This window comes from Flavobacterium fragile (assembly GCF_023634865.1).
Lineage (GTDB): Bacteria > Bacteroidota > Bacteroidia > Flavobacteriales > Flavobacteriaceae > Flavobacterium > Flavobacterium fragile.
The window spans coordinates 1-26,341 of the sequence record NZ_JAMLJN010000006.1; the positions used below are offsets into that span (position 1 = coordinate 1).

General features: G+C 31.4%; 25 protein-coding genes and 1 rRNA gene. 3 read left to right on the top strand and 23 right to left on the bottom strand.

Features of this window, described 5'->3' with window-relative positions:
* Positions 1-87, top strand: a 5S ribosomal RNA gene (gene rrf / locus NAT47_RS08180); the annotation flags it as partial.
* Positions 88-292: 205 nt separating this feature from the next.
* Here the strand turns inward: rrf and NAT47_RS08185 are convergent.
* The 4 genes from NAT47_RS08185 to NAT47_RS08200 all read right to left on the bottom strand — a co-directional run bounded on the left by NAT47_RS08185 (position 293) and on the right by NAT47_RS08200 (position 3,841).
* Positions 293-835: a hypothetical protein gene (locus tag NAT47_RS08185; protein WP_250581909.1), complete on the bottom strand. Its 543-nt coding sequence runs from the start codon at positions 833-835 to the stop codon at positions 293-295.
* 124 nt (positions 836-959) lie between these two features.
* Positions 960-2,369: an MBL fold metallo-hydrolase gene (locus NAT47_RS08190; RefSeq protein ID WP_250581910.1), complete on the bottom strand. Its 1,410-nt coding sequence runs from the start codon at positions 2,367-2,369 to the stop codon at positions 960-962.
* Between the two features lie 63 nt (positions 2,370-2,432).
* Complete coding sequence (locus NAT47_RS08195) at positions 2,433-3,209, bottom strand: sulfite exporter TauE/SafE family protein (RefSeq protein WP_250581911.1); 777 nt, start codon at positions 3,207-3,209, stop codon at positions 2,433-2,435.
* Positions 3,209-3,841, bottom strand: coding sequence for a Crp/Fnr family transcriptional regulator (locus NAT47_RS08200; RefSeq protein WP_026726080.1), 633 nt, complete (start codon positions 3,839-3,841; stop codon positions 3,209-3,211). The genes NAT47_RS08195 and NAT47_RS08200 overlap by 1 nt, the downstream gene beginning before the upstream one ends.
* An 84-nt stretch (positions 3,842-3,925) precedes the next feature.
* Here NAT47_RS08200 and NAT47_RS08205 point away from each other — a divergent pair, with 84 nt between their 5' ends.
* Both NAT47_RS08205 and NAT47_RS08210 read left to right on the top strand, forming a co-directional pair.
* Entirely contained in the window at positions 3,926-4,471 is a 546-nt protein-coding gene (locus tag NAT47_RS08205; RefSeq protein WP_250581912.1) for a hypothetical protein, read from the top strand.
* A 3-nt stretch (positions 4,472-4,474) separates the two neighbouring features.
* Positions 4,475-4,693 carry a hypothetical protein gene (locus NAT47_RS08210; protein WP_250581913.1) on the top strand — a complete coding sequence of 73 codons (219 nt, stop codon included), beginning with the start codon at positions 4,475-4,477 and terminating at the stop codon, positions 4,691-4,693.
* On the opposite strand, the gene NAT47_RS08215 is transcribed toward NAT47_RS08210, so the two are convergent.
* The 19 genes from NAT47_RS08215 to mnmE form a co-directional block, all read right to left on the bottom strand.
* Complete coding sequence (locus tag NAT47_RS08215; RefSeq protein WP_250581914.1) at positions 4,694-5,251, bottom strand: 2'-5' RNA ligase family protein; 558 nt, start codon at positions 5,249-5,251, stop codon at positions 4,694-4,696.
* Positions 5,252-5,254: 3 nt separating this feature from the next.
* The gene (locus NAT47_RS08220) at positions 5,255-6,253 is read right to left on the bottom strand and encodes a metal-dependent hydrolase (RefSeq protein WP_250581915.1); all 999 of its coding nucleotides are present in this window, start codon (positions 6,251-6,253) and stop codon (positions 5,255-5,257) included.
* A gap of 200 nt (positions 6,254-6,453) precedes the next feature.
* Positions 6,454-7,098, bottom strand: a complete 645-nt coding sequence (locus NAT47_RS08225; protein WP_250581916.1) for a DUF6266 family protein — start codon at positions 7,096-7,098, stop codon at positions 6,454-6,456.
* A gap of 271 nt (positions 7,099-7,369) precedes the next feature.
* Positions 7,370-7,786, bottom strand: coding sequence for a DUF6943 family protein (locus NAT47_RS08230; protein WP_250581917.1), 417 nt, complete (start codon positions 7,784-7,786; stop codon positions 7,370-7,372).
* A 1,418-nt stretch (positions 7,787-9,204) separates the two neighbouring features.
* Positions 9,205-10,101 (bottom strand): MORN repeat-containing protein, encoded by an 897-nt coding sequence (locus NAT47_RS08235; protein WP_250581918.1) that lies wholly within the window; start codon positions 10,099-10,101, stop codon positions 9,205-9,207.
* A gap of 18 nt (positions 10,102-10,119) precedes the next feature.
* The gene (locus tag NAT47_RS08240) at positions 10,120-11,418 is read right to left on the bottom strand and encodes a hypothetical protein (protein WP_250581919.1); all 1,299 of its coding nucleotides are present in this window, start codon (positions 11,416-11,418) and stop codon (positions 10,120-10,122) included.
* Positions 11,419-11,420: 2 nt separating this feature from the next.
* Positions 11,421-12,833 (bottom strand): hypothetical protein, encoded by a 1,413-nt coding sequence (locus NAT47_RS08245; protein WP_250581920.1) that lies wholly within the window; start codon positions 12,831-12,833, stop codon positions 11,421-11,423.
* Positions 12,834-13,037: 204 nt separating this feature from the next.
* Positions 13,038-15,110 (bottom strand): Piwi domain-containing protein, encoded by a 2,073-nt coding sequence (locus tag NAT47_RS08250; protein ID WP_250581921.1) that lies wholly within the window; start codon positions 15,108-15,110, stop codon positions 13,038-13,040.
* Positions 15,111-15,126: 16 nt separating this feature from the next.
* The gene (locus tag NAT47_RS08255) at positions 15,127-16,806 is read right to left on the bottom strand and encodes a hypothetical protein (RefSeq protein WP_250581922.1); all 1,680 of its coding nucleotides are present in this window, start codon (positions 16,804-16,806) and stop codon (positions 15,127-15,129) included.
* A 3-nt stretch (positions 16,807-16,809) separates the two neighbouring features.
* Positions 16,810-18,105 (bottom strand): McrB family protein, encoded by a 1,296-nt coding sequence (locus NAT47_RS08260; RefSeq protein ID WP_250581923.1) that lies wholly within the window; start codon positions 18,103-18,105, stop codon positions 16,810-16,812.
* 112 nt (positions 18,106-18,217) lie between these two features.
* Positions 18,218-18,517 carry a helix-turn-helix domain-containing protein gene (locus NAT47_RS08265; RefSeq protein WP_250581924.1) on the bottom strand — a complete coding sequence of 100 codons (300 nt, stop codon included), beginning with the start codon at positions 18,515-18,517 and terminating at the stop codon, positions 18,218-18,220.
* A 219-nt stretch (positions 18,518-18,736) separates the two neighbouring features.
* Positions 18,737-20,491, bottom strand: coding sequence for a DUF3987 domain-containing protein (locus NAT47_RS08270; RefSeq protein ID WP_250581925.1), 1,755 nt, complete (start codon positions 20,489-20,491; stop codon positions 18,737-18,739).
* Positions 20,488-21,393 carry a BT4734/BF3469 family protein gene (locus tag NAT47_RS08275; RefSeq protein ID WP_250581926.1) on the bottom strand — a complete coding sequence of 302 codons (906 nt, stop codon included), beginning with the start codon at positions 21,391-21,393 and terminating at the stop codon, positions 20,488-20,490. Before NAT47_RS08275 ends, NAT47_RS08270 begins: the two co-directional genes overlap by 4 nt.
* 1 nt (position 21,394) lies before the next feature.
* The gene (locus tag NAT47_RS08280; RefSeq protein ID WP_250581927.1) at positions 21,395-21,679 is read right to left on the bottom strand and encodes a helix-turn-helix domain-containing protein; all 285 of its coding nucleotides are present in this window, start codon (positions 21,677-21,679) and stop codon (positions 21,395-21,397) included.
* Positions 21,676-21,978 (bottom strand): helix-turn-helix domain-containing protein, encoded by a 303-nt coding sequence (locus NAT47_RS08285; protein WP_250581928.1) that lies wholly within the window; start codon positions 21,976-21,978, stop codon positions 21,676-21,678. Before NAT47_RS08285 ends, NAT47_RS08280 begins: the two co-directional genes overlap by 4 nt.
* A gap of 203 nt (positions 21,979-22,181) precedes the next feature.
* Positions 22,182-23,177 carry a DUF6617 family protein gene (locus tag NAT47_RS08290; RefSeq protein ID WP_250581929.1) on the bottom strand — a complete coding sequence of 332 codons (996 nt, stop codon included), beginning with the start codon at positions 23,175-23,177 and terminating at the stop codon, positions 22,182-22,184.
* 2 nt (positions 23,178-23,179) lie between these two features.
* On the bottom strand, positions 23,180-24,274 hold the full coding sequence (locus tag NAT47_RS08295; protein ID WP_250581930.1) for a site-specific integrase: 1,095 nt from the start codon (positions 24,272-24,274) through the stop codon (positions 23,180-23,182).
* Between the two features lie 4 nt (positions 24,275-24,278).
* Positions 24,279-24,653, bottom strand: a complete 375-nt coding sequence (locus tag NAT47_RS08300) for a helix-turn-helix domain-containing protein (protein WP_026726309.1) — start codon at positions 24,651-24,653, stop codon at positions 24,279-24,281.
* Positions 24,654-24,872: 219 nt separating this feature from the next.
* On the bottom strand, positions 24,873-26,273 hold the full coding sequence (mnmE, locus tag NAT47_RS08305) for a tRNA uridine-5-carboxymethylaminomethyl(34) synthesis GTPase MnmE (protein ID WP_250581931.1): 1,401 nt from the start codon (positions 26,271-26,273) through the stop codon (positions 24,873-24,875).
* Positions 26,274-26,341 lie beyond the last annotated feature (68 nt).

Here is a 26,341-nt window from a genome sequence, read left to right on the forward strand (position 1 = left end):
TCACCTCTTCCCATTCCGAACAGAGAAGTTAAGCCCGACTGCGCAGATGGTACTGCATTTATGTGGGAGAGTATGTCGCCGCCTTTTTTTTGAAAACCCTTCATCATTCGATGAGGGGTTTTTTGTTACCAATATGCCGTCCCAACGGGACTCTAAATAAGAAATTCTAACTTTCAACGGTTAGGATTTTTTTGTTTTTACAAATAGTAGACTTCTTATCAAATTGATTTAATGAATTGAATAGTTATCTTTTAAAATTTCAATGAAATTATTCAATAGGAAATGGATATTATTAAGTTGTTCTATTTGTTTTTAATTTTTCTTGTTTAGCATAATAGAGCATATATTTTCCATCTTCGGGAAGTTCATTAAATAATCCTTTATCATTAATGATTTCTAATCTATCTGGTTGTAAAGAAATGATTTGATTTATCAAGATTTCATTTTTTAAAATGGCGATAGCCTTATATTCATGATTACTTTGGAGGAAGTATTTTTTATCAAAATCTTTATTATTAATCGTAATATCTTTTCGATTAAAAACTTTGCCAATTTTTGTTAGAATATCTTCTTGGGTGATACACAATTCGATTTTAATAGGATTGAAGAATTCGACAATCCCAATCATGTATTTTTTCTCAAATGTTCTTCCACCTGAAGTGACATAATAGGTTTTGTTTGCAATATTATATCTAAAACCTGAATGCTCATAGGTTACAAATAAATCACCACTTTCAGATTTTAATATCCCATTTCTTTCAGTAGCAAATTGCTCCCAAATGTATCTTATATCTTTTCCTAGTATGAATTCTTTAATTTTCTTATAAACGGACATTATATTAACTAGATAAATTAGTTTTCAATAAAGATAGTAATTAATGTCATTTTATATAAGTATATGGGGATATAAAAAAATCCGACTTTAAAAGAGTCGGATTTCGTATTTTATCTAAATTGTTTTATTTTAACGTACTCGGACAAACATAAGCTGTTAAAGGAATATCCGTCGTTCTGATGCCGGACATTCCTTTTTCTACGTTTATCATGTTGTGGTAGCCTCTTGCTTTTAAGATTGATGACATGATTACCGAGCGGTAACCACCTGCACAATGAATGAAGAATTTTTCGTCTTTTGGCACTTCGGCTAATTGTTCGTTAACGTAATCTAATGGGATGTTTTTAGCATTTACGACATGTTCGGCTGTAAATTCTCCTGGTTTTCTTGAGTCGATTACTGGTGCGGTTTCGTATTGTGATGCGAAAACTTCTGGTGAAATCGATTCAATGCTATCGATTTCGTAACCTGCAGCTTTCCATGCTTCGATTCCTCCTAATAAGAAACCTAATGTATTATCAAATCCTACACGAGATAATCTGGTGATGGTTTCTACTTCTTTTCCTTCAGGAGTAATTAATAAAATAGGTTGTTTGGTATCTCTAATTAAAGCCCCTACCCAAGGAGCAAATTGCCCATGTAATCCAATAAAAATTGATCCTGGAATATGTTCTTTTACGAAATCATTCTCATTTCGAACATCTAAAATTAAGGCATCTGTTTGATTTGCAACGGCTTCAAATTCTTTTGGATGTAAAGGTGTTTCTGCTTTTGACATTACCGCATCTAAACTTTCATATCCTTGAATGTTCATCAATACATTTTGTGGAAAATAAGCAGGAGGAGGCGTTAACCCATCTAATAATTCTTTAATGAATTCTTCTTTAGTCATATCGGCTCTTAAAGCGTAGTTGACTTTCTTTTGATTGCCTAAAGTATCGGTGGTTTCTTTACTCATGTTTTTTCCACAAGCACTTCCTGCACCGTGATTTGGATAGACAATTAAATCATCACTCAAAGGCATAATTTTATTGCGTAACGAATCGAATAAATGTCCTGCTAATATTTCTTGTGTTAAATCTTCTACCAATTCTTGAGCCAAATCAGGACGACCCACATCTCCAATAAATAAAGTATCTCCGGTGATAATTCCGTGTTGTTTTCCAGTTTCATCTGTAACTAAATAACACGTACTTTCTAAGGTGTGACCCGGTGTGTGAATCGCTTTAATAGTTACATTTCCTACTTTAAACTCTTGTCCGTCAGTAGCTACAATGCACTCAAAGTTTGGTTTTGCTGTTGGACCGTAAACGATAGAAGCACCGGTTTTCTTAGCCAAGTCTAAATGTCCCGAAACGAAATCAGCATGAAAATGTGTTTCAAAAATGTATTTGATTTTAGCGTTGTCTTTATTCGCTTTTTCGATGTAAGGTTGTACTTCTCTCAATGGATCTACGATTGCCGCTTCGCCATTGCTTTCAATGTAATACGCTGCGTGAGCAATGCATCCGGTATATATTTGTTCGATTTTCATAATAATCTTATTTTTTACAAATTTACGTTCTAAAATTTATTTCTTCTGTACCCAAAGTTACATTTACATTTCTTTTAACAAGATAATGGCAGCCATTACCAATACAAAGTAAGCAAAAATCTTTTTTAATTGGCTTTCATTTGTGTATTTAGTAAGGTACATGCCTAGAAATATTCCTACTATTGAAATAGCCGAAAACGTTAACAAAAATAGCCAATCGATTTCCAAATTCTGCACATCACCGATAAATCCTACCAATGAGTTCATGGCAATTATAAATAGGGAAGTTCCAACGGCTTTCTTCATCGGTAATTTAGCAAACAAAATTAATGATGGAATAATTAAAAATCCGCCACCTGCTCCGACTAATCCAATTATGATTCCGATTATAAAAGTTTGAATTCCGATTAAAATGGCATTTCTTTTCTCTTCATCATTGATGTTTTGACTTTTCTTTTTTAAAACTGAAAGAGCTCCAAAAATCATAATCACAGCAAAAAATAACATCAAGAATGTTTCTTTTGTAATGAGAAAAGGAGATTCTATTAAGACTTTAGGAATTTTGGGAACAATAAATTTTCGAGTTAAGTAAACTGCTATGAATGAAGGAATTGCAAATAGGAATCCGTTTTTAATATCAACTAAGTTTTTTCGGTAGTTTTGAATCGCGCCAAAAGTAGAAGTTGTTCCAACAATAAATAAGGAATAAGCGGTTGCTGTAACGGGATTTATACTCATCAAATAGACCAAAATGGGTACGGTTAAAATAGATCCACCACCGCCTGTTAGTCCTAAAACTAATCCAATAAACAACGCGCCAATGTAGCCTAAAATCTCCATTAGAATTGAAGGATTTCAATTTTGTTTCGGTGCAATTTGATTTTTCCTTGCAATTCTAATGCTTTTAATAAACGCGAAATTACAACTCTCGATGTATGCATTTCATAAGCAATCTCTTGGTGTGTGTTTTTGATTTCGGTATCGCCAATTACTTTTGCTTTATCAGTTAAATATTTGTACAAACGTTCGTCTAAATTCATGAAAGCCAAGGTGTCAATCGCTTCTAACATTTCGTTTAAACGGACATTGTAGCTGTCAAAAACGAAGTTTCTCCACGTTTTGTATTTGGTCAACCATTCTTCCATTTTTTCTACTGGAATCATTAACATTGCTCCATCGGTTTCGGCAATAGCACGAATGCGACTTTTCGATTGTCCCATACAACACGTCAAGGTCATAGCACACGTATCGCCACGCTCTAGGAAATACAACAATAATTCATCGCCATTTTCATCTTCTCTTAATATTTTAATCGCGCCAGTTAATAAAAGCGGCATCGTTTTGATATAATCCCCAATTTCAATCAGGTAATCATCGGCTTTAAATTCCTTGTAAATTGCCACTTTTGCAATTTCGTCCAATAAAGCTTCCTCAAAAATATAGCTGTAGGCTTGATCTAAAATAGCTCTCATTTGTAATCCTTTTTTTGTAAAGATACGACGATTCTTTAAAAATCAAATGTTACTTTTGTTACAAAGAAATCGAATCGACACTTTATGACTCCAAAAAAATACAATAAGACCAATTTCCACAAATATACTTTTTGTGAGTTTATTGAAGTCGATACGAATGTGATTCCAAATATCGAGTGGCATTACAAAAGTAAATCGGGTAGTGGTTATTGTTTTACAGAGGAAGGTGTTTATCGTATTTCGAATCATTGGGGAAGAGCCGCGAATTGTAGGTGGCGTTTGATTTCCGAAATTAAGAATCCAAATCAGAAAGAACGAATTGGTTATGCCAAATGGACAGATTTCTATCCGAATAACGAAACTGAAAACTTTTTCTACATAGAAGTTAATTTCGAAACCAAAGAAGTAACTTTCCAACACAAAAATAATCCGAATTACGACGGAAAAGCTGTTTTACGAAATGCTTCCGAAACTGCAAAAGTCATCCGACAGATAAAAGAAATTTTGGAATCTGATATATGGGCAAAATATTTGGATTTTGATGATTTGGAACAACTTCGAAAAGAAATTATTCAAAAGTTAATTACGGATCATCAATCCTTAGCGACAATAAAAAAAGAATTATTTTAAAATATGGAAACACAATTCGACGAAATAAAAAAAGACATTCAATTAATCATCGACAATATGGCGATTAAGAACTTTTCGGAAGCCAGTATTTTACTGATTGAAGTAAGTGATGTATTAGATGAAATGATTGATAGTACAGATGACGAAGTGGTTTTGAGAGAAATTAGCAAGTACCAAGTTTTATTAAATCATTTGCAAATTAAAATGAGTACGAAAGAATAATTAAAATAAGGTCAATTGTTCTTTTTCAGGTTCGATTTCACTCAGAAAAGGTATAGTTTCTAGTACATCATATTGTTTTCTATCGGGATTAAAAATTCGGATCGTGATGCCTATGCAAATGAAATTCAAATTTACAGCATCAAATAAACGGTAAGCAATTTTGATTTGATCTTCAGTAAGTTTTCTTCCAATAGAAATATGTGGTTCTGAACTTTTATGATTTACTGGAAATTGAATTTGTTTTGGAATTTCCTTCATAATGGCAGCCATTTTACTTTTACTTTCTTTGTCAGGTGCAATGAAAAAGGCACCATTTGGATATTGTTCGAAAGCATTAAAGGTCACTTCAAAAGGAATTTGATAACGGCAGTAATTGGCAATTCTCGATTTTATATTTTCATAAGTAGTCAAATCGTATTCAAACTCACAAATAGTTACGTGCGCTAAAGAATTCTTACTTGGATACCATCCAATTTTAGCACTCAATTGTTCTTTGAGTTCTTTGACTGCTTCGATAACGCTTTCAGAAGGTTGAAAAACTACCGAATATTTTGCCATACCTTAATTACCTTTTAAACGTGTAAAAATCTTTTGTAATAATGCTTTTCCATCTCTTTTGGCTTTTGGAACTTCCTCAGCCCAATAAATTCCATCAGAGATTGGTATCATTTGGTAACTAAAAGCAAACTGAGGATTTTCAGGATTATCGTTCAATAAACCAAATCGCAAATCATTAAAATATAAGCGATTATTTTGTTCAGTAATCAAATACCAACCTTCGCTAATTTTCTTAAGTTGTTGGAAATCATACGAATTTATTAATTTTTCTTCTAATTTTTGATTTTTAGGATAGAAAGTAAAACTAATTGCTTGGGAATCAAATAGAGAATAATCAGCAAGATAATAGCCTTTTGAAGTGGCAATATTCGCATTCCAAAGAATACAATTGAAAGCAGTGGGTTTTACAATCAATTCTTGGTAAGTTATTTTTTGATTTTTTAATGCGTTTTCGAATTGCTGCACCGCAAAAAGTTTCAAAATACAAGTTAGAAGTAAATACGCAGAACTAATTACCAAACCGCGAATCAGATATTTTCTTCGAGTTAAAGACCCTTTATTTTTCCAAACAAAAATTAAGCAAATTAAAAGAGGAATCGTGTATAAAGGATCAATTACGAAGATGGTTTTCAAGGCAAATCGGTAATCCAAAGGCCAAAGTATTTGAGTTCCCCAAGAGGTAAACAAGTCTAGTAAAACATGGGTAAATAAACACCAAAACGCCAATAAAGAAGCACTTTTGAAGCTGATTAAATTCTTTTCAATTTTAGAAATTATCCAACCTAATATTGGCGACAAAAACGCAAAAAAGAGTAGGGAATGACTCAACCCTCGATGAATAGCGACACCTCCAACATCACTAAGAAACTTTCCCACTATAATATCTAAATCGGGAATTGTACCTAAAATAGCACCATACAAAAACGTTTTGTTTTGCAGTTTTTTACCTGCAACCAATTCGGCTGTAGCAATTCCTAGTGCGATTTGTGTTAGTGAATCCATTAAGGTTTACTTTCCGATACAATATTTGAAGTTAGTAGTATTTATAATGCTTTACAAGGTTTGGGCAACAAATAAGCATCAAATTCTTATAAATAAAGGCTTAAAAACAAGTAAATAAAGGAAAGTTGATTTATTTGTCAGCATGTAAATATATAAAAAAAGTCGCTACTATGAGCGACTTAATTCTAAGTAATTTAAACTTATCCTGCGATTTGAGAGCCTAAATACATGCTGTTTGATAGTTGTGTTCCATCAGCCGACATAAACGCTATAAAAAGCTCTAAAGTGTCTCCTGCATAGGTAGTTGGAATAGCTACGTTGTAAGAACCATCAACACGAGTGTTTCCATCCCCAACAATTGAAACAGATTCTTTTTTAGCTGGGTTGTAAACTAACAACATTACTTTATCAGTAGCATTTGCATTACTCTCAGCCGAGTTGTCTCCCCAAGTGAATGTAACCTCTCCAGAAGTTGAAGCATCAGCTGAAGGGTTTAAAGGCATTGATAAACCACCTCTACTCAAAAGTGCTAATGTGTAATCTACAATGAAGTCAGGATCTACTCCTGTAATTGCATTGTTTAAGATGTAAGACATTGCAGCATTAAACTCTGTCTTTTTGTTTGCAAGGTTTCTGTAACCTGCTTTAACAAAAGGCTTAATCGCTTGTAAAAACTCTAAAGTCACAGTAAATTTTGTTCTTTGCATTACTTGACCTGCTGTTCTCGGATTTGCAACATTTGAAGGTTTAACTCTGATGTAGTCAATCCCTTTCCAGTTACCACCAATAACATTACCTACTTTACCTGATACTCCTCCTAGAATACCTTGATTAATTTTTCCCATTAGATGAAAATTTTTATGAATTAATAACTTACTTGGACTTGGTACGGCTTTGTCCAAGAGCTGTACCATTTGTGTAAATATAGGGCAATAATTGTGCTAAACTATTGTGAAATAAGGCTTTGCAGTCGTTTGCGTTCTGTTGCTTTGTTTGGGTTGTGACAAGTTATTTATGACAAAGTGCAAAATAATGCAGGGACATTTTTTTAGTGTCATATATGACAAATTTTCAATGTGATTTTTAAAGAAATAGCCCGAAAAAATCGGGCTGGGATTAGAGGTAATAATGAAGTATTGCAGCTTTTAATCTTTCTATGGTGTCTAAATTTTTGCTGTAGATAGTTGATAGACTTTCTAGTTTTTTGAGTTTTTCTACGTTTTCAGTGTGTTTTTTGTGTTCCTTGTAGATTTGTAAAACTTTATCTCTGAAATTGCTTTTAAACTCCTGTAATCGAAGAAACGGAATAACTGAACCGACTAGGTGTTGATACCAGAATTTTGATTTCCATAAGCTTAATGCTATCCAATAGAGGTTTTCGGCTTCTTCTTCGGTTTTTACCAGTATTACGAAGCAGTTCGGGCAAGGTTCTTTTAGAGGTTTTCCGCTATTGTTTCCTTTGCTTAAAACGAAGAAGTGGGGTTGGCTGTAAACTCTGTCTTTTTGGTGTGTAAATACGTTGTGATAAGTCATAATATCGGATTTAAAGATATGCTCGCATTTCATGCTTCGCCATAAAATTTTTCAAAAGAAAAAAGGAAAAAAAAGAAAGCCATCTGTTCTAGTGTAGGGTTTCAAAAAAGCAAGTTTTTTTAAAAAAATACTACCCATATGGTTGAACTGGAATAGGGTTTTCGTTGTTTAATCGGGAAGTGGATTGGAAATGTTTGGGTGGAGATTTTTTTAAAAACCGTAGGCTTGAACTTGCTTTTTTGTAAACCCGAAACTTACCTTTGCATTCTTTTTTTTATTTTTTTGTTTTGTTTCCTTGACTTAATCGGGAGTTGTTTTTTGGTGGGATTTTCTTTTTGAATCGGGTAGTTCTGAAAGGGTAACAAATTTTATGGGATGGATATAAAAACCATTGAAAAAACAAATAAAACTGCTTTATATCCAGCACAAAAATTTGTTACTCTTTTTAGGTTTTGATTTTTGAGGGTGCAAGGGTGTTGATTGAAATTAGGGTTTTCAATGCTTGCTGAAGTGTTGTTATGGAATTGTATTGCACCTTCAAAAAACAATGAAAATACTGTTCCTATTTACTCCCGAAGATGATTATTTGTTTTTTTAAGGAGGTCGTGATTACTTACGTAATTCGGGTGGGAGCGTTGGAGTGCGGCTATTTTACATAATGAAATTATAGTTCAAAAAAATAACGCTTTTCCAATATTATCTCTTTTTTTTGAACTATAATGTTGCCATCATTATGTAAATATTGCTTGGGAGTGGTTTTAGCGTTGGGTTTCAGCTCTTGTTTTTGGGTTGGGAGTGCAGTGCTTTTATCTGGCTGTTTTATGTGCGATGGGGTTGGGAGAATAAAACAGACAAGGAAAAGTACAGCACATAGGGAAAAACAAGTGCTGAGTGCGTTGGGAGAAACCACTTGTGCGGTGGGGAGCGTTGGGCTGGGTGGGATGCAAATACGACAGCGATAGCGTTCCTAATTATTTTCTTTATCTGTTATGTTATGCATAAAAGCACCATTGTTTATCAATTCCTCTTCTAAAACTACTTTATAATGATTACGACCATGTAATATTTTTTCCATCTTTATTTTTTTACTAATACCATAAACCACTTTAAATCTTTAATCTAATATAATACTTACCATTGCTTTTAAATATGCATTTGTATTTTTTCTAAATTAAGGTAAGAAATTCAATTGACTTTCTCTTTCGTAAAGTTTAGAAGGTTCAAATAACTTATTATATGCAATAATTCTTAGATATAGTGATTTACATTGCATTGTTGCTTTTAGCTTATCAAACTCATATATTTTTTTATAGTAGTTTCGTAATTTTGATACTTGATGGTTATTTGCACTTTTTCAAATTTTTGCTGGCTTACTCACTTGTTTTAGCATTACCTAATTGACTATAAAATAATATATTTTATTGCCCGTTTATAATTTCTTTTATCAGTTGTCCTGACTTTTTATCATACCAACGACCTGAAAAGGTTCTGCCCTTTTTGAATTGCCCTTCAAAAATCTGATTTTTAGAATTTGTTAATTTTCCAAAACCATCAAAAAAATCATTTTCAAAATTTCCTTCATATTTTAAGTTAGGTCCAGTAACAATACCATATCCAGATCTTTTACCATTTTTTAAGTTACCTTCATATTTATTTCCATTATACCAAGTTACGGTACAATTACCTTCCTCTCTACCATTAGAAAAATTACCCTCAACTCTGGAATAAACAACATTTGTTCCTATAAAATACGAAGTTAAGACTCCATAACCAGATAAAAAACCATTACTACAAGCCCCCTCCCAAAAGTAAATGACTTTATCTTTTACATCTTTAAAATACATGCATTCTGAATTTTGTACTTTGACATAGTCATCTATTATCATGCTTTGATTCAGCTTTGTTATTGCTAATTTATAATCTTTAATAGTTGCAGGGTATATTTTTAAATCTTCGTTTATTTTATAAATCTCACGAAATTTATCGTCTAGTTCTTCGCTTTCCATTGCTTTAATGTATATGGAAACGTTTTTTCTTAAAGATAGTAATAAATTAAATTCTTCTTCACTTTCAAAAATTTTGTCTTTAATTAATAGTTTATTCTGACAAACAATTCTCAGATAAAGAGATTTGGCTGTAATCTTTCCATAAGTTTTATCAAATTCATCTAATTTCTTAATTGTAGTTTCATAATTTTGATTGTTGAAAGCTATCTCGGCTTCTTCAAATTTTAGGTCGGCTAATGCCCCGCCTTGTGCGAAAATTGTTTCGCACAAAAATGTAAAAAATAATAGAAAAAGTACTTTGGTTTTCATATTTGATAAAATTTTGAATTAGTTATCTCTTATAAAGAAATAAACATCTTCTTTTCCATTGAATTTTATTATTAATTTATTTTGTTCGATGTTAAAGATTAGCTCATCTTTGTCATAATCGAATTTTTTTTTGTCAACTATTTTATAAGAACAAACAAATTCATCTTTATTTTTTTTACGGACAAAATACCAATATTCACTAGCATCTTTACCTCTCGACATTTCTAATATCGGAAAATTCTCTACCCGCTTAAATGTAAACAATCCATTTTCTACATTACCATATAATCCTGTAAATCGGTTCAAATAATCCAAATCATAGGCTTCTTCAGAATATTTATTAATTCTATCAATATCGCGTTCATAATCTTGGGGTTCCAAAAAATCCCCTATCATTTTTAATATTTTGATTGTGCGGAACACATTCAAAACTATAATCTTACTTTTGGAATATGGTGATTTTATGACATAATAATTATTATATTTATCCTGTGAATACCTATCAAATACAAGGTTTTCGCCAAAGTATGCTTTCAGATTATCAAGTATGCTTTTGAAATGACCCGACTCGTCATCTCTATTAATTACTTCAAATTCATAAAATATAATCTTATTATCTTTTAGACCTATTGATTCTAAACTATTTGGTATATGTTTTTTGGAAAATTTTTTTTCATATCCGTATCGTGTTTTATAAGTTTTTTTAAACCAATCTTTATGAGTACTTTCAAAATCGTTAAAATCCATTCCTATTTTGATTCCTTCTTTATACTCCCAAGCGTCTATTTTTGGGGCGATTTCACGGTAATATTCGTCTTTTTTATCGTCATAATCCTTGATTTTAGCTAAACGTTCTAGTTTCTTTTTTTTTGCTCTTATTTTTTCTTCGGCCAATAACTGGTCTTTTTCCTCCTTTTTTTTCTTCCATTCGGCTTTGTTTTTTGGGTAATCTTTCAGTTTTTCATTAATATTGTAAACTTCTCTAAATTTATCATCCAATTCTTCGCCACCCATTGCTTTGAGATAAGAAGAAGTATTTTTTAGTAATGAAACCAATAAGTCTATTTGCGTTTCATTTTTGTATAACTCATTTGGAACAAACAGCTTGTCCTGCGAAACGATACGCAAATACAACGATTTTGCGGACACAGAGCCATATTGTTTGTCAAATTCATCTAATTTCTTAATTGTAGTTTCATAATTTTGATTGTTGAAAGCTATCTCGGCTTCTTCAAATTTCAGGTCGGCTAATGCCCCGCCTTGTGCTAAAGTAATTGTGCTAATAAAAATTAATAAAAATGTTGTAATAATCTTCATGATTAGTCTATTTTAATAGTTTTACCGTACTTGCTTTGTTTCTTTTTTTCTTCCTCCGTTGCTTTTTCTATATTGCGTTTGGGTACTTCGGTTGGTTTAGGGTCGTTGAGTGTGGCAGGTGCAAAATTTTGATCATTAATTTTTATTGTCTTGCCGTATTTTGATTCGTTTGTGTTTTTAGAATTGTTATTTACAGTGGTAGTTTTTGTACCCGGTTTACCTTTGTAAAAAATGTTGTTGATAGACACTCCATTACTTTTTAATAAATTGATGAAGGATTCTCTAAGATTTTCGGCTTCTGCCTCTGAATAATAATATCCATGAAGCACTTCATTGAAGGGTGTTAAATTAATTATCTCGCTTTTAACCGTTGATGTGTAAGCCCTGGTACCGTCACTGAAAGTGCCTATTTCAAAAACATTTGAAACATAAACCGTTGCTCCATATTCTTGATTAAGATTATTATTTTCAAAAGCATATATGAAATAATATATTTTATTTGCTTGTTCACGCGATGATAATGGAATATCTTTAGCATTAAATTTGTTGATGAATACAGATCTATTGTCTATTATCCTTTTTAGGTTTTCATTTTTAATCCTTTCGTTTTCTGCCACAATACGTTTTCTTTCTTCTTCTCGTTCTTCTCGTTCAAGTCTTTCTTGTCTTGATTGTACCCATATGTCTGCTAAGCTCCATAGTCCTTCAGAAACAACTTGTTCTGTTGTATTGGCGGTGTTTGTTGGAGATATACCCAATATTCGATTACTTTCTTGAGCATTTCTTTCTAACAAAGCGTTTACATCTGCTTGTGTCATTCCTTGGTTTTTATTGTTTTGAGAGTTTTTGGTAGTTGTAGAAGTATTGTTATTATTGTTGTTTTGAGAGGCTTTGGTAGTTGTGTAAGTATTATTGACCGTATATTGTCTTCTTTGCCAAGCTGCGAGTTCTTCAAGTGAAGCGTTTGGTCCAGGTTTTGGATCATTGTTTACGTTTGAACTTATATTTATATTGCTAGAATTTGATGAACTAGAAGTTTGCGTTGAAGCTGTTTCTTTCTTTTTTGCACTAAATTTTATAAGCCTAGCACCAGACACACCTTTTTCACAACCCTTTACATCGGGAATAGCTATAGTCCATCCACCAGTATCATCTGTTTTTCCTGCTTTAATACCTATATCGTTTTCAGAATAAGTTTTGGTTCCACCGCATTTTAATGTAAATTCTACTGTATATGAGACAATGTAAAGATCGGAAACATGATTGTTTGTTACAAAAATATCCGCAGTATGACCTAAATTTTTAACCTTCATTGAAATCGATGTGTGATTAGTATTTAAGTCAAAAGTTTGAGCATTAACTTTAATACTCACTAACATCCCTACTAATAGGACTAAAATTTTGGTTGTATGCATAAAAAAAATTTTAAATTAAAGAATCGTTTTAATAGGGATTTAATTTTTCTTTGGTTTGTAATTTTATTTATTTACCTAAAGTATTGTTAATTAATGCTAAATTATTAATTTTATAAATCAAATAATATAATGAAAGTAATTTTGTTTTTAATTTAATATTATTTGATTTGTTTTAATGAGAAAACATAACTTTTCTTTGTATTATTACAAAAACCATAATATCTCTTTACCGTGAGGTGGAATGTTTCCGCTCTCGAAGTGTGGTGCTATTTCGGCTACCATTTCTGGGTATTTGATGGTTATGGGTACGTTTTGTTGTCTTAATGATTTCCAATATAATCTACTAAATTGATATACTTGCTCAATTAGTTTTTTGATTTCGAAATTGTCTAAATCTTCTTCGTTATTGGGTGACGAAATTTTTAGTTTTATTGGGAATGGATAGCCTTCTTGTTCTGAATGTTTTTCGGAATCGTTGTATCTTGTATTGTTGAATAGTAGGTATTCTTTTTTCCCAATGTTTATTATAGTTCCACTTTTTGGCATTAAACGATTGTACCAATTGTTGTCAAAAGCAATTAAGTCTTCTGAATTGGTTTTATTAATGTTGATTATGTATAAAGGACAATCTAGTTTTAACCTGTTCATTTTTTGAATGATGGGTTTTAACTCTTTGTCGCTCATTTCTTTGTAAAAGTGAATGACTACTTTAGTAGGATTCTCTTCAAGGTTTGCATATTGATGTATTGCATCGCAAATTGAACCTGCTAACAGATTTGTATCACTTTTGGTAAAGTATTCGAACTTTTTAAATGAACCACTATTGTTGAAACTAAAAGCACTTGCCACGTAGTTAGTGTTTTCGTCTACATTTTTAAAAGCACCAACACCAATAATTAAATCTTTGTTTGAACTTGTGGAAAGCTGCCAAGGTTTACCCTCTAATTTAGCTAACAAGGCTAATGATATGTTGTTTAATTCGAATTGATAGTTGTTGATTTTTGATTTTAGTTTATCAAAATCAATTACTTGAGAAATAATTCTTCTTTTGAGTAATTCTTCTTTTACTCTGTAATATACTTTTTTACGTGTTTTATCTTCGTCAAACTTTGCAATAGGACTAATGTAAAATGCTACATAAGTGTTTTCGTAATTGAAATTACTATTGTTTAATTTTTCTATAATCTCAGGTAATGGATTATTTTCATCTTTGTATTTTATTGCTAATGACATATCGGTATGGGATTCGATATTAGCAAATTTGTATAAGCCTTTGTAATATGTTCCTGTTCCTTTTTGTAAATGATTATGCAATTCTTTGCATACCTCAGCGTGACTTTCGTGATAAATATAAAATATAGTGATGTTTGGTTTTGGTGATGTAACTAAAGCCCCTTTTGTTGGAAAGTCTAGTTTTGGTGTAAAACCAATTTCACCACCTTTGAATACAAGGTCATTGCAACTTCTGTCTACATGTAATATTCTTGTTTCCTCAACAGGTAAGTAGTTTAAGGAATGTAAGGGAATAAGGGTTTTAAAATCTACATTGTTTAAATAGGTTTGAACAAACTCATCAATAGCTGTTTTGTAGCGTATGTATCTATTTTTTGTTCTTTCTACTTCTACATCGATATTTAGTTTTGAAGCTAACTCACGATTAAGTATAGGCCATGATTTTTCAAGGTCTAGACTTGTTTTTAGTTCTGCATCAATTTTTTGATAATTTAATACAGATTTGTTATTGATAATCTTTTTTATGTATGTTGCTGGGACATCTTCTAATACTTCTATAACTGATTTTTTACACATTTTTGAAGTGTCATCATAAGCAATAACTAACTCAGGAAATTTTGATACTTTACTGAATTGGATTTTTAATGAAAACTTATTGAATACCCAAAAGTCTTTCTTTTCTTCTGTTTTATTTATAATCCAAATTTGAGGTTCTTTGATAAAGTTACGGGTAACTACTACACCTGATATGGATTTAAAATAATGGTATAATTTGTAGTTTAGAAAATCTTTATAGAAAAAAACATTCTTATCATTGAAATCAATTTCCAATGGGGTAGTGCCTTCGACATTTTTATCGAAAGTGGTGTAGATTTTCTCAATTCCCTCATTTCCTAGATTCGGGAAAATTTCTGTTATGTTGTTTGGATGGTTTGATTTATATACCGATACACTTCCTTTAATTTGTTCTAAACTAAAGTAAAGTGTTATTGGCTTTTGTGGCCAGTCAAAAGTTAGTAGGTTGAAATACAATTGTTGGCTCATATTGTGCTGTTTTAAATTATTCTAGTTTTTCAATCTTTTTAAAGTGTTTTAGGATTTCGTCCAATTCATTATCATCATTATGTTTTGCAAGGAGTAACCTATTGTCTATTGTGCAAAAGCATTTTCCGTTTAGTTTTTTAAAGTTATTCACAACAAATGTTTCGTATTCTTCTGTTTTTAAAAGTGATTCATAAAACTTAAAACCGCACTTTTCTTGTTTATTAAAAAATTTAAGGAAATGATTTCTAAAGGTACCTTTTACTTCATCCCTAAATGTTTGTATTTCACTTTCATTGAAGTTAGTGTAAGCCTTTAAAACAAATAAAAAATTAATTTTATATTGATGAACAAACAGAGTGTCTCTGTCAAATAATCGTTCTTTAAAATGGTAAGAGGGAACTGGTTTCCCTTTTTTCTTTATTGAGTGCGTATCGTAATTATTAATATCATCGATATAACCATATATGAAGAAGTTAGGAGAAATGTTATATCCTTCAGTTATTTTATCTCTATATCTGAGATTACCTAACTGATTTTGTCCCTTTTTGTTGAGTAAATCAATATTGAATTGAATCACATTTTTAGCATAAGTGAATTGTTTGTACTTTGAGACTTTACCCGCTTCACTATCTGATTTGTAGTATTTAGAATCTCCAATATAGAAAATATTACTTGTATCTATTAATGATTTATAATCATAAATATGGTCAATGATTTTACCATCATCGTTGTTTTTTAATTTGTCTATCGTAATACCATCAAGTTCAAGTGTATTTAATTTATCAGAGAATAATTTATCTACCATATCCTCAAAAACGAGGTTGTAATTGCTGATTGCTAAAAAATCTTCTCTTTTTCGTTTAATACTACTTTTGTCAAATTGAGAAAAATACAAATCACATAAAACATACATTTTCTTTAAGGTATCATTAAAGTAACGATGTTTAATTTTTCTGAGTTTAGACGAACCATTAATACATAAAGTTTCAAATTGTTTACCTGTAATGAAATTGAATGACTTATCAATTTTTAGGTTTAAATTATGCTCCGTGTTTAAATGATTTAGGATTGAGAAAAAGTATGTTAGTAATTCTTCTTCAGTATTTATTATTTTCTTCTTATTAGTAATTTCAACGTAAATAGGTGTTTTACCATTAGCTAGAATTGGTAATGACTTTCTGATTGTTTTTTCCCACTTAGGCTTTTTTGCTTGGTTTGATACAAACTCTATATGTTTGAATAAAATTTGTTGTTTATTCTTTTTATAGAAGTTAACAAAGCTTAATAGCAAGTCTAGAAAAGAATATTCTTTGTCTCCTAAATTTGTGTTTAACTCAAATGTTTCCGTATTATGGATTATAGAAGTATTGGTGTATCTCTTTTTAAACTCCGTTAAACTATTATAAAAATGTACTGATAATTGACGAACCCAATTGTATTGCGTTTTATGCTTTATGGATTCATTTACAATTAAGTCAACTAATTCATCTTTAGTGCAATTAAAAACCGTTTTTTTATCCTCTGCCATAAAAACTTTAGGCAGCATAAATACTAAACTATTTTTCTCAAATGAATGGTAATACCCTACAGACGTAATTGTTCCCTCCAAACCGTTTTGTTTATAAAACTTTGGATCATCAAATACTTCTTGAAGTAAATCGATTGGGTATATTTCGTTTTCTATTAGGATTTTCATTTCTTAAGATTCCATTTCTTCGGGACTTTCAGCAACTTGTCCTAGTGGATTTTCATCTTCTACAATTTCTAGAGATGGTATTGCTTTTAAATCAATTCTGTCAAATAATTCTTTTATTTTCTTTTTTCCATTTGTTTCTATTGGAAAGAAATCTTCATAAGAAGTGTTTTCTTCAAAAACCTTGTTATCTTCATCTTTGAATACATCATTCCATAAGTAAAATATGACTTTATTAACGAATGGTTTTAATGATATTACATTGCCATTATCGGGTTTAATGAAGTAATTTCCAATACATTTATCCATACCTAATGATGGATTAACTTTTATATGGTTTAAATTGATTTTTTCAATGAATTTAATCCAGCTGTATTTTTTGCCATCCTCAATATTAATTTCAAAATCAAAAGAGTCGTTTTTCTGTTTTTTATTATTTTCATCTAGATAAAATACTTCGTAACAAATTGGAACATATTCCCAATCCCATCGTCTTTTGAAAGCACTATCCATAGGGAATAATGACTGGTCTGAAGTATTCATTGTAGCAAGGATACTTAAATTAGGTGGCAGTTTTAAACCATTTACAATGCCTAAATGATTTTCATCTTCAAAAGCTTCATTTATTAGGTATTCTTTCAATTCTTTTGATGGTGTTACCGTATAACTTGAATTTCTATCTAACAATTGAAAAATTTCTCCAAAAATTTCAGCACAATTCCCTCTATTTATTTCCTCAATAACTAAAAAATATGGGTTTTCTAAATCTTGCCAAGCACGCTCATAAATGTTTGTAAACGCTTGTGGTACAAATTTATATTTAATAGTATCATTGCCAGCTGAATCCTTATCAGAAATAGGTTTATATCCGCCAATAAATGATGCATTATCATATTCTGGATGAAATGTTATTCTTTCGTAATAGTGTGAATCTAAATTTTCAATAATTTTATCAACTTTATATGATTTTCCAGTTCCTGGGGCACCATAAAAGATAATATTGACTGATTTAAACTTTGAAGCTAATTCAGTTTTGCTTTGATTTTCTGGTTTTGACTGAAATACTTTGATATCAATATATTTGCTTATTTCTGAAATAAATTCAGGTACAGAAGCGGTATTTATATTATTAAATTGAATATTGACACCGTATTTTTTAGAAAGTTCTTCTGGGTTTAAATCAGTTTTATATAACAAGCATAATGCAGATAAACCTTTATTTTCTGAAAGCCTTGAGCCTTCAATTTTATCAATTTCAGTTTCGAATATATATTTGATTAGTTTTTGAGCTCTATCAGTCATTCTTTATTATTTGGTTTAAAGTTAATTTGTTACAGTTACACAGTTAAATTATTACTAGATTCTTCTGTGTTCTGAATTATTTTACTTTTTGTAATTTTTTAATTAAGTTCTTTTATAGATTATAAGGTTTTGCAATTTTTATTTCCTTTTCAACTACTTGTAATATTTCTGATGGATTGCTTTCTTCTTTTATTATTTCATATATTTGGTCTGCTAGCCATATTGTGAATAACTCCCTTTCATTTGCGTGAAGTAAGCTTGCTAATAAAGGAATATGCTCCTTTTTTGCTCTTCGTTCTCCTCTTTCAATCTTACTTAGCATGGCGGTATCCATATCTAAAGCATTAGCTAATTGTCTTTGCAATAGGTGGTTTTGTTCCCGCAATTGTTTTATGTGTTCTCCAAATTTCATATCGGAATTTTTATTTTTTTGTCATAGGAGATATGTAATACCCTTTTTTATTTTAAAGGAATTTAAATATTTTAATGGGGTATTTCATAATACTATTATTGACTTGTCAAATTTTGTCTAATATATAGATTAGTAAGAAAAAACCAAATAAGTGAAAAGAAAAGTTATTCACAAGTTATAAGGCAGTTGAGGGTTATGAGAGAATAAGGGAAACTTGTATTAGTTTCCCTTAAAATCCTTATTTCCTTGTTTACTCGTGTTGCGGTATTTTCCATTCATTTCTCTATGTATTAAACCTACTTTTGCAAATGCAGTTATGTAGCCTTCGGCAGTTTTGTGAGGAATAGTTAATTTCTCTGCAATAGCTAAATAGTCGGCTGTTGTGAAAGCTTCGGGAAGCATTTCCAAGAACTTTTCTTTACGGTTTGTTCTTGTGGCTACTGGAGTTTCAACAGGTAAATCGTTAAACACTTTGCTACTATGCTGTGTCAAAACCGTTACTACATCGAGGACATTTTGAAAATCAATATCATCACATTCTCTAGTAGTGGAACAATCGCCATCTTCCATGATTCGTAAAGTTGTGATTACCATCATTAGACGAAAGGCATTTAATCCCATTCTTCTGATGGTAGCAATGTAATCATCGGTTTGAATATTCAAATATTTGGTTTGCACTTTTGAAAAATACTCATTGAATTGTAATTGTTGGCTTTGGCTCAATTTAATTTGAATACTCGGGTTGTTGTTTAACGCTTTGTAGAACTCCAAAAATTGTCCGCCTAGTTCGTTGTAATAATCATCTAATCCGTTTGTAGTTTGAATTTCAAATACGTTTTTCCAAATAGGTGTGATGTTCATGTAATAAAACATAAAACGACTGAATAAACCATTTTCTGCATTTGGTATTAAAGCTGAAACTTGCTTTGGTGTTCCAGATAATACCGTTGATAAACATGGGTTTTCAATATCTACATATTCACGGTCTGTTCTACGGTAATAGCTTATTGTTTCGTGATGATATGCTTTACGAAAACCATCGGAATAATTGCCATAATCGCTTTTAAATGCTTGTGCTAATGTATCGCCTTCGGTTTCAAAAATTAATCCTTCTCCGTTATTATCAAACAACAATTGAAATACTCCTGTTGTACTATTATTGGCAGGAATGAACAACATTCTTTCGGGTGGTTTTGCAGGTTTTTCGGCATTTGGATTTTTACCCTTTTCTTGGTTGTACATTGCAAGGTTAGCTTCGTATTCCTTTTTTATTAAAGTGGCTTGTTCTCGCTTTAATCTGTGAATAGGCTGCACCAATTGTTTGCATTGGGTTAATCTTCCTTTTCCTGCTGATGCTGGAGCTGTTACAAATAAATACAAGTTTGCCATTACTTTTTTACCATCGTAAATACCATAAATGGTAGGTAGGCAAGCACTTAATGTTGTGAGTGTTCCCAATAACAAAATATCTCTTTCCTCGTTTGTGGTTGCAGGTTTAACACAATCTTTTAGGAAAAGTGGTAAGGTGTCGTAAATATGACTTGGAAATACTGGAGTTTTCTCTGTTTTTACTTCGGTAACTTCATTATTTACTATTGGTTTTTCATTATGTATTTTAATGTTGTTCTGTTGTGCTAAATAATAGATTGTAGCCATTGTAACGCCTGTCCCCTTTGCTTTTAAGCAATTGTTGTATTGTACATCACATTCTTTGTAATCATAAGCACTATTGAATTTACTTATTCTGTGAAAATAGTCTCTACCCATTTCGCCAAATTCGTCAGCTAGTGCAAAGCCTACGTTTCTCCAGTTGTCGTAGCCCTGTGTTATGTCGGTTCCTGTGTATTCAATTTGTTGTAAATAGTTTTCAAACTGATTGTCGGAAACAATAGGAGTAGGCATTTGTTTTGGTTGAGGTTCTTGCTTTGCAGGAGCTTCTAACCATTCTTTTGGATTAAATATTTTCTTATTCATTTTGTTGTGTGTCTAGGGTTAATGTAAGCTTCGGAATCATAACATAAAAAACAAGCTCGGGAAATGTCTTTACCCGATGCATCGACTTTGATATTGTATTGCTGCTCTAAATAATTAGATACTGCGGTATAATATTCTTGATGTGTTGCTTGTTGTAAATCAATTTTTATAATCCATTTTAAACCATCGCCCGAAGGAGATTTGAAAAGTAATTCGGTTTCAAAATATTCATCTTTCAATAACATTTCTCTAGTTTGGTTTAGGTTTTCCAAATGATCTAAATCAATTGTCATTAGTAGTGAATGTTTGATTAAATCTTCGTCGTTTCGCTTGGTAAAAGTTCCTGAGAAGGTTACATAATCAAATTTGTTAGCTTTGTACTTTTTTTTCTCTTTAAGGTCTGTAATCGTTCTTAAATGGTTTGTAACGTTTTCATAAGTATTGCTTGTAATTAAATCGTATATCTCGCTTAATTTTAATTCTTTCGATGGAAATACGTTCATTACAGGAGCTTTGTAAAAACTGCATTTTACATACCAAGTTGTGTCTTCGCTTTCTATGTAATTTGTATTCTTTTCTTCTGAAACACTTAGTCTTAAATGCAATACTTTATCTATTGTTTGTAATAGCTCTTTTTTATTGTTGGCTTTAAAATACAATTGAGCAAAGTCGAAGACATCACCATGAAAATCCAAAATTTCGACATCTTTATGCGTTGCACAATTATTTACGATACTTACTAATAATGTTTCTTTATCCTGATTGTAAGGGTTACAAGTAACACTACATTCTCTCCCATGAAGAGAGAGAACGGTAGCGTTAGGATAAAACTGTCTCAATATAAACGCATAGATATTTATACCGTAGTGCGTTTTGTTCAGTATTTTTTCCTTAGTAATCATACTACTTGTCTTTTGATTTGTTGGTATAATTACACTGTAAAAGGTTTTCTATATCACTTGATTTGTAATAGAATTTACCTTCAATTTTACTGAATGGAAGTGTACCATTGTCACGATAGGTTTGAAGTGTTCGTGGGCTTATATGAAGTGTTTGTAGTACTTCTTGATTGTCTAACCACTCATCACTTAACTTTCCTCTTTTTTGATTTTTTAAGGCTTCTATATAAGCTTTCAAATATTGAATGTCTTTTGACATTTCCATTGCTAAGTCCATTAACTCTATCATAATTGCACCCTCCCTTTCTTAATTAAGTAGTTAGCTGCTTCTTGTTCGATTTCGTCAATAGAATTGCTTCTGTTTCTCAAAAGCCAATTGTCAAGTTCTTGGCGATTGAAATACAGTTTTTTCCCATTAGGTTTGTAATGAGGAATGCTTCCAGTACTCGTAAGTTTATACAAGTGTGACTGGGAAAGTTCTAAATAAATGCAAGCATCGTTAAAGTTTAGTACTTGCTTTTGCATTGCCTGCTGTGTTTCTAGCAATTTTTCAATGCGTTCTAATTTTTCTAAAATATTAGTGTCCATCTTCCTTAAAAGATTTAATTTAAAATGGACATCTGGCCAAATGTCATAGTTGGTTTTCAACTACGTTTCAAAGGTAGGGTAGGCACTTTGGTAAGGAAGAAAAAGGAAAAAATGGTATTAGTAACCTATTGAAAATAAATAGGTTAAAATATTTTTTGGTATTATGGTTTGGTATTATGAATTGATAATACCACTTTTTGATTTTAGGATATTTTGTCTAACCAGTAGGTTTTATCTACTAATTGTTTAAATTTCAATTCATCTTTACCTCTAAAGTTTCTGAACTCTTTATTTATATCGCTATTTTTACCATAGCGGTGTTCAAAAAAATTATAGATTTTAGAATCTCTAATAGGTTTTCTGCCCGGGAAAGTAAACTCATTGAAGTAGCCTTTGTTTTTTAGTTGTAATATAAATGCAGCTAAAAGCTGTTTGTTTCCTTTTTTGAAAATAAACTCATATTCGTTATCGATTATGCCGTATTCATTCAATGTTTTTTCATGAATTACAAATTGGTCAGGTTTGGTAATTAAATCTTCAAATTTGATTATTTTATTGTTTTCTCGTCTGTCTTCTAAATCACCTTTAATTGGTCTGAAAGCTTTTGCGTCTTCCTTGATTTTCTCGGTGTAATGAACTGGACTGCCTTCGTATGGTTTGATTACTAAATCTTTTGAAGCTTCTTCATATAAATATGTTTCTTGTATTTCTTCCAATTCCATTATTTCAAACTCGGCTTTGCCTTTGAAACGTTCTTGAAGTTCCATAAATAACATTATGCAATTGTATTTCATAAAATGAATTACATAAGCTTCATCGCTTTTTTTGTCTCTGGAAGGACTTTTGTATAAATCTTCTGTAAGATTATTATTTTCGATATGCTCTCTAATGAAATTAAAATATTGTTTTATACCGCTTTCGGCAACTACATATAAATATTGGTATTCTTCCTCTAGTTTATCTGTTTTGCTGTTTGAAATTATTTCGTTCAGCTTACTTGTAATGAAGTTTTTTATTAGTTCCGTGTAATATTTACGAATAGGAGTAATAGCCTTTTTAAAATCAATCTCATAAAGAGGAGTTGCAATAGGATATTCTTTTACTAAACTTTTTAGTTCTTCATTAATCTTTGCATCTGTTCTGTTGTCTTTTGATACAGGATTTATATAGATTAGATCATTAATAATATCTTTACTCATAACTAGAAATCTAATTTAATTTTGTTTGCAGCTTCTTGTTTTTTCTCGTCAATGATTTTAGCATAAATTTGAGTGGTTCTCAATTCTTTATGACCTAACATTTTTGATACCGTATAAATATCAGTTCCCAGTGTTAATTGCAATGTTGCATAAGTATGCCTTGCACAATGGAACGTAATATCTTTATGAATACCTGCTTTATATACCCATTGTTGTAATTTTAGGTTTGACCAAGCACTATAATTCAAAGCATCAAAGATTTTATCATCAGGTTCTTTGCGTTCTCCTAATAAGCTTACTGCTTGTTCTGAGATTGGTTGTGTTTCTGCTCCTTTGGTTTTCTTTTGTCTGAATCTTATGTAATATCCATAATCATTGGAGTGTTGGATTTCAGACCATTTTAGTTTTTCAATATCTGACCAACGTAAACCTGTAAGAGCTGAAAATAAAAATGCTTTTTTTAGTTCTGGCAGTTCACATTCTACTGGAACCAATTTTTGTAATTCTTCTAAAGTTAGAAATTCTCTTTGCGGTTCTCCTTGCTTAAAGGTATCAACACCTTCACCTGGATTGGTTTTTATAATGCCATCTTTAACCGCTTGTTTTAGTGCAGCTTTAAATTTATTGAAATATGAATATTTAGAGTTTTGAGAAAGTTTCTTTTTGCTTTTGGATTCTGCTTTAGAATCTAAATAGGTTCTGAAATTCTCTACTAACTTTCTATCTAAATCTTGAAAGCTTACATCGTAAGGAGCAAAGGTTTTAAAGTGTTTTATCATACTATCCCAATTACCATAATTACCATCACTTGTATTACGGTCTTCAGAAAGCTTTAGTAAATAAGCTGTAAAACTTCCTTTTAGCTTTTCAATATCATGAAAGCCAAAAGTTCCGTTTTGCATTTCTATTTGTCTTTGTGCTCGAATAGTTTCTGCAAGCTCTCGTGTTTTTTTGTTTACATCTTTTTCAGCCTTTGTTTTCGGGTCTGGGTTGAGGTATAGTCTTAAAAACTCGTTTTTTCTTTTTCCTTTGTGATAATAGTCAAGATATAAACTGATGCTATTACCTTTTAATCTTTCTCTTAGTGTAACTTTCATAGTGTTAAGATTTAAAAAGGTTTTCTATTTGCTCTTTCTGAATAATTTTCTTTCTTCCAAATTTGTGAATTTGTAATTCTCCACGTTTAACCATCCTATTAATAGTCCAACGACTTACACCGATGAGGTCGGCAGTATCTTGGATTGATAAATAGTTTTTAGTAAGTAGTGAATTAGGATTTAAGATTTGAGTGTCATTCTTTGAAACAATGATGTTTTGTTGTTCCAGTAGTGTTTGTTCAATCTTTTGCTGTTTGGCTTTTAATTTGTAATCACGTTGATTGCATTTGTGACTGCAATATCTTGTAGTGGTTTTGTGGGCAATATAAGTTTTGCCACAATGATTACATACTTTTGGAATAGAAATATTACTGCTCATAAAATGTTGCTTTATGTTGCAATAGGTAGCGAAGTGTAGCAATATGTAGCACTATTTCTCTACTTTATATCATTTGGTTATTTGGGCAACAAAAATGATATTATGGCAACAATTGAACAACAAATATATTTAAAAAAAGGCAGTTTGGCAACAAATAAAGGAAGAAAAAAATCCGTAAACACAACAAAAACAGATGCTTAACAATAAAGAGAAGTATAGTTACTTCCCGATACAGAAATTTGCAAAAATATTTCCAAGCAACTCGTCATTTGTAACTTCGCCTGTAATCTCACCAAAGTAATGCAACGCAGAGCGAATATCAATCGCCATTAAGTCAGAAGAAAGTCCCGAGTCTAAGCCCCATTTCACCTTTTGAATTTCTTCTAAAGCCTTCAATAAAGAGTCATAATGACGTGTATTGGTTACGATTGTTTCGTTATTTCTAAGCGCACCAGTGTTTATTAAAGAAAGTAACTCTTCTTTTAAAGTATCGATACCTGATTTTTCTTTTGCTGAAATAGTAGCCAATTTAACATTTAATTCTTGTAATTGTTTGCGAATTTGATTCACTTCTACTTCCGAAATTAAATCGATTTTATTGACTACAACGATAAGTTGTTTTAATGGGTATTTGTTTTTTATTTTCTCGATTTCGGTAATATAACGAGAACCTGAAACTTGAAACTTAGAACTTTCAAACAAATATATCACAACCTGTGCTTGTTCAATTTTTTCAAACGTTTTTTGAATCCCAATACTTTCCACCACATCTTTCGTTTCACGAATTCCAGCCGTGTCAATAAATCTAAAACCAATACCATTAATAACCAATTCGTCTTCAATGGTATCTCGAGTGGTTCCTGCAATATCAGAAACAATGGCGCGTTCTTCGTTTAATAAAGCATTTAATAAAGTCGATTTTCCAACGTTTGGTTCGCCTACGATAGCAACAGGAATACCGTTTTTGATCACATTTCCTACTGCAAACGAATCAATCAAACGTTTTAAAACGAATTCAATCCGTTCTAATAATTCATGAAATTGGGTTCTATCGGCAAACTCTACATCTTCTTCTGCAAAGTCTAATTCCAATTCGATTAGAGAAGCAAAATTTAGTAATTCTTCACGAAGTTTGGTAATCTCGTTACTAAAACCACCACGCATTTGTTGCATGGCAATTTGGTGACTCGCTTCATTATCAGAGGCAATTAAGTCAGCAACCGCTTCTGCTTGCGATAAGTCTAATTTTCCGTTTAAAAATGCTCGTAGGGTAAATTCACCTGCTTGTGCCATTTTCGCCCCTTTACGAAGCAATAATTGGATGATTTGTTGTTGGATAAAAGTAGAACCATGACATGAAATTTCAATCACGTTTTCACCTGTGTAAGAATTCGGACCTTTGAAAATAGAAAGTAATACTTGATCGTAAACTTTTCCATTTTCTACAATATGTCCCAAATGAATCGTGTGGGTTTTCTGTTTCGTAATATCCTTTCCTGAAACCGATTGAAATACTTCAGCTGCTATCGCAATAGCATCCTTACCAGATAATCGAATAATAGCAATCGCACCCGCTCCAGAAGGGGTGGCCAACGCAACTATAGTATCTTGTGGAATCATGTTCTAAATTTAGATCACAAAGATAGAAAAGTTATATTTAAAAAGTGATTGATTTTGTGTTAACGAGA

What these genes read in the sequence shown, in the direction of transcription:
- NAT47_RS08255 (WP_250581922.1), bottom strand. Translation starts at nt 16,806, where the DNA reads ATGAAAATCCTAATAGAAAACGAAATATACCCAATCGATTTACTTCAA.
- NAT47_RS08215 (WP_250581914.1), bottom strand. Translation starts at nt 5,251, where the DNA reads ATGGCAAAATATTCGGTAGTTTTTCAACCTTCTGAAAGCGTTATCGAA.
- NAT47_RS08280 (WP_250581927.1), bottom strand. Translation starts at nt 21,679, where the DNA reads ATGATAGAGTTAATGGACTTAGCAATGGAAATGTCAAAAGACATTCAA.
- NAT47_RS08270 (WP_250581925.1), bottom strand. Translation starts at nt 20,491, where the DNA reads ATGAATAAGAAAATATTTAATCCAAAAGAATGGTTAGAAGCTCCTGCA.
- NAT47_RS08300 (WP_026726309.1), bottom strand. Translation starts at nt 24,653, where the DNA reads ATGAGCAGTAATATTTCTATTCCAAAAGTATGTAATCATTGTGGCAAA.
- NAT47_RS08285 (WP_250581928.1), bottom strand. Translation starts at nt 21,978, where the DNA reads ATGGACACTAATATTTTAGAAAAATTAGAACGCATTGAAAAATTGCTA.
- NAT47_RS08205 (WP_250581912.1), top strand. Translation starts at nt 3,926, where the DNA reads ATGACTCCAAAAAAATACAATAAGACCAATTTCCACAAATATACTTTT.
- NAT47_RS08290 (WP_250581929.1), bottom strand. Translation starts at nt 23,177, where the DNA reads ATGAGTAAAGATATTATTAATGATCTAATCTATATAAATCCTGTATCA.
- NAT47_RS08225 (WP_250581916.1), bottom strand. Translation starts at nt 7,098, where the DNA reads ATGGGAAAAATTAATCAAGGTATTCTAGGAGGAGTATCAGGTAAAGTA.
- mnmE (WP_250581931.1), bottom strand. Translation starts at nt 26,273, where the DNA reads ATGATTCCACAAGATACTATAGTTGCGTTGGCCACCCCTTCTGGAGCG.
- NAT47_RS08230 (WP_250581917.1), bottom strand. Translation starts at nt 7,786, where the DNA reads ATGACTTATCACAACGTATTTACACACCAAAAAGACAGAGTTTACAGC.
- NAT47_RS08260 (WP_250581923.1), bottom strand. Translation starts at nt 18,105, where the DNA reads ATGACTGATAGAGCTCAAAAACTAATCAAATATATATTCGAAACTGAA.
- NAT47_RS08210 (WP_250581913.1), top strand. Translation starts at nt 4,475, where the DNA reads ATGGAAACACAATTCGACGAAATAAAAAAAGACATTCAATTAATCATC.
- NAT47_RS08275 (WP_250581926.1), bottom strand. Translation starts at nt 21,393, where the DNA reads ATGATTACTAAGGAAAAAATACTGAACAAAACGCACTACGGTATAAAT.
- NAT47_RS08185 (WP_250581909.1), bottom strand. Translation starts at nt 835, where the DNA reads ATGTCCGTTTATAAGAAAATTAAAGAATTCATACTAGGAAAAGATATA.
- NAT47_RS08200 (WP_026726080.1), bottom strand. Translation starts at nt 3,841, where the DNA reads ATGAGAGCTATTTTAGATCAAGCCTACAGCTATATTTTTGAGGAAGCT.
- NAT47_RS08220 (WP_250581915.1), bottom strand. Translation starts at nt 6,253, where the DNA reads ATGGATTCACTAACACAAATCGCACTAGGAATTGCTACAGCCGAATTG.
- NAT47_RS08240 (WP_250581919.1), bottom strand. Translation starts at nt 11,418, where the DNA reads ATGAAGATTATTACAACATTTTTATTAATTTTTATTAGCACAATTACT.
- NAT47_RS08235 (WP_250581918.1), bottom strand. Translation starts at nt 10,101, where the DNA reads ATGAAAACCAAAGTACTTTTTCTATTATTTTTTACATTTTTGTGCGAA.
- NAT47_RS08265 (WP_250581924.1), bottom strand. Translation starts at nt 18,517, where the DNA reads ATGAAATTTGGAGAACACATAAAACAATTGCGGGAACAAAACCACCTA.
- NAT47_RS08250 (WP_250581921.1), bottom strand. Translation starts at nt 15,110, where the DNA reads ATGAGCCAACAATTGTATTTCAACCTACTAACTTTTGACTGGCCACAA.
- NAT47_RS08190 (WP_250581910.1), bottom strand. Translation starts at nt 2,369, where the DNA reads ATGAAAATCGAACAAATATATACCGGATGCATTGCTCACGCAGCGTAT.
- NAT47_RS08295 (WP_250581930.1), bottom strand. Translation starts at nt 24,274, where the DNA reads ATGAAAGTTACACTAAGAGAAAGATTAAAAGGTAATAGCATCAGTTTA.
- NAT47_RS08195 (WP_250581911.1), bottom strand. Translation starts at nt 3,209, where the DNA reads ATGGAGATTTTAGGCTACATTGGCGCGTTGTTTATTGGATTAGTTTTA.
- NAT47_RS08245 (WP_250581920.1), bottom strand. Translation starts at nt 12,833, where the DNA reads ATGCATACAACCAAAATTTTAGTCCTATTAGTAGGGATGTTAGTGAGT.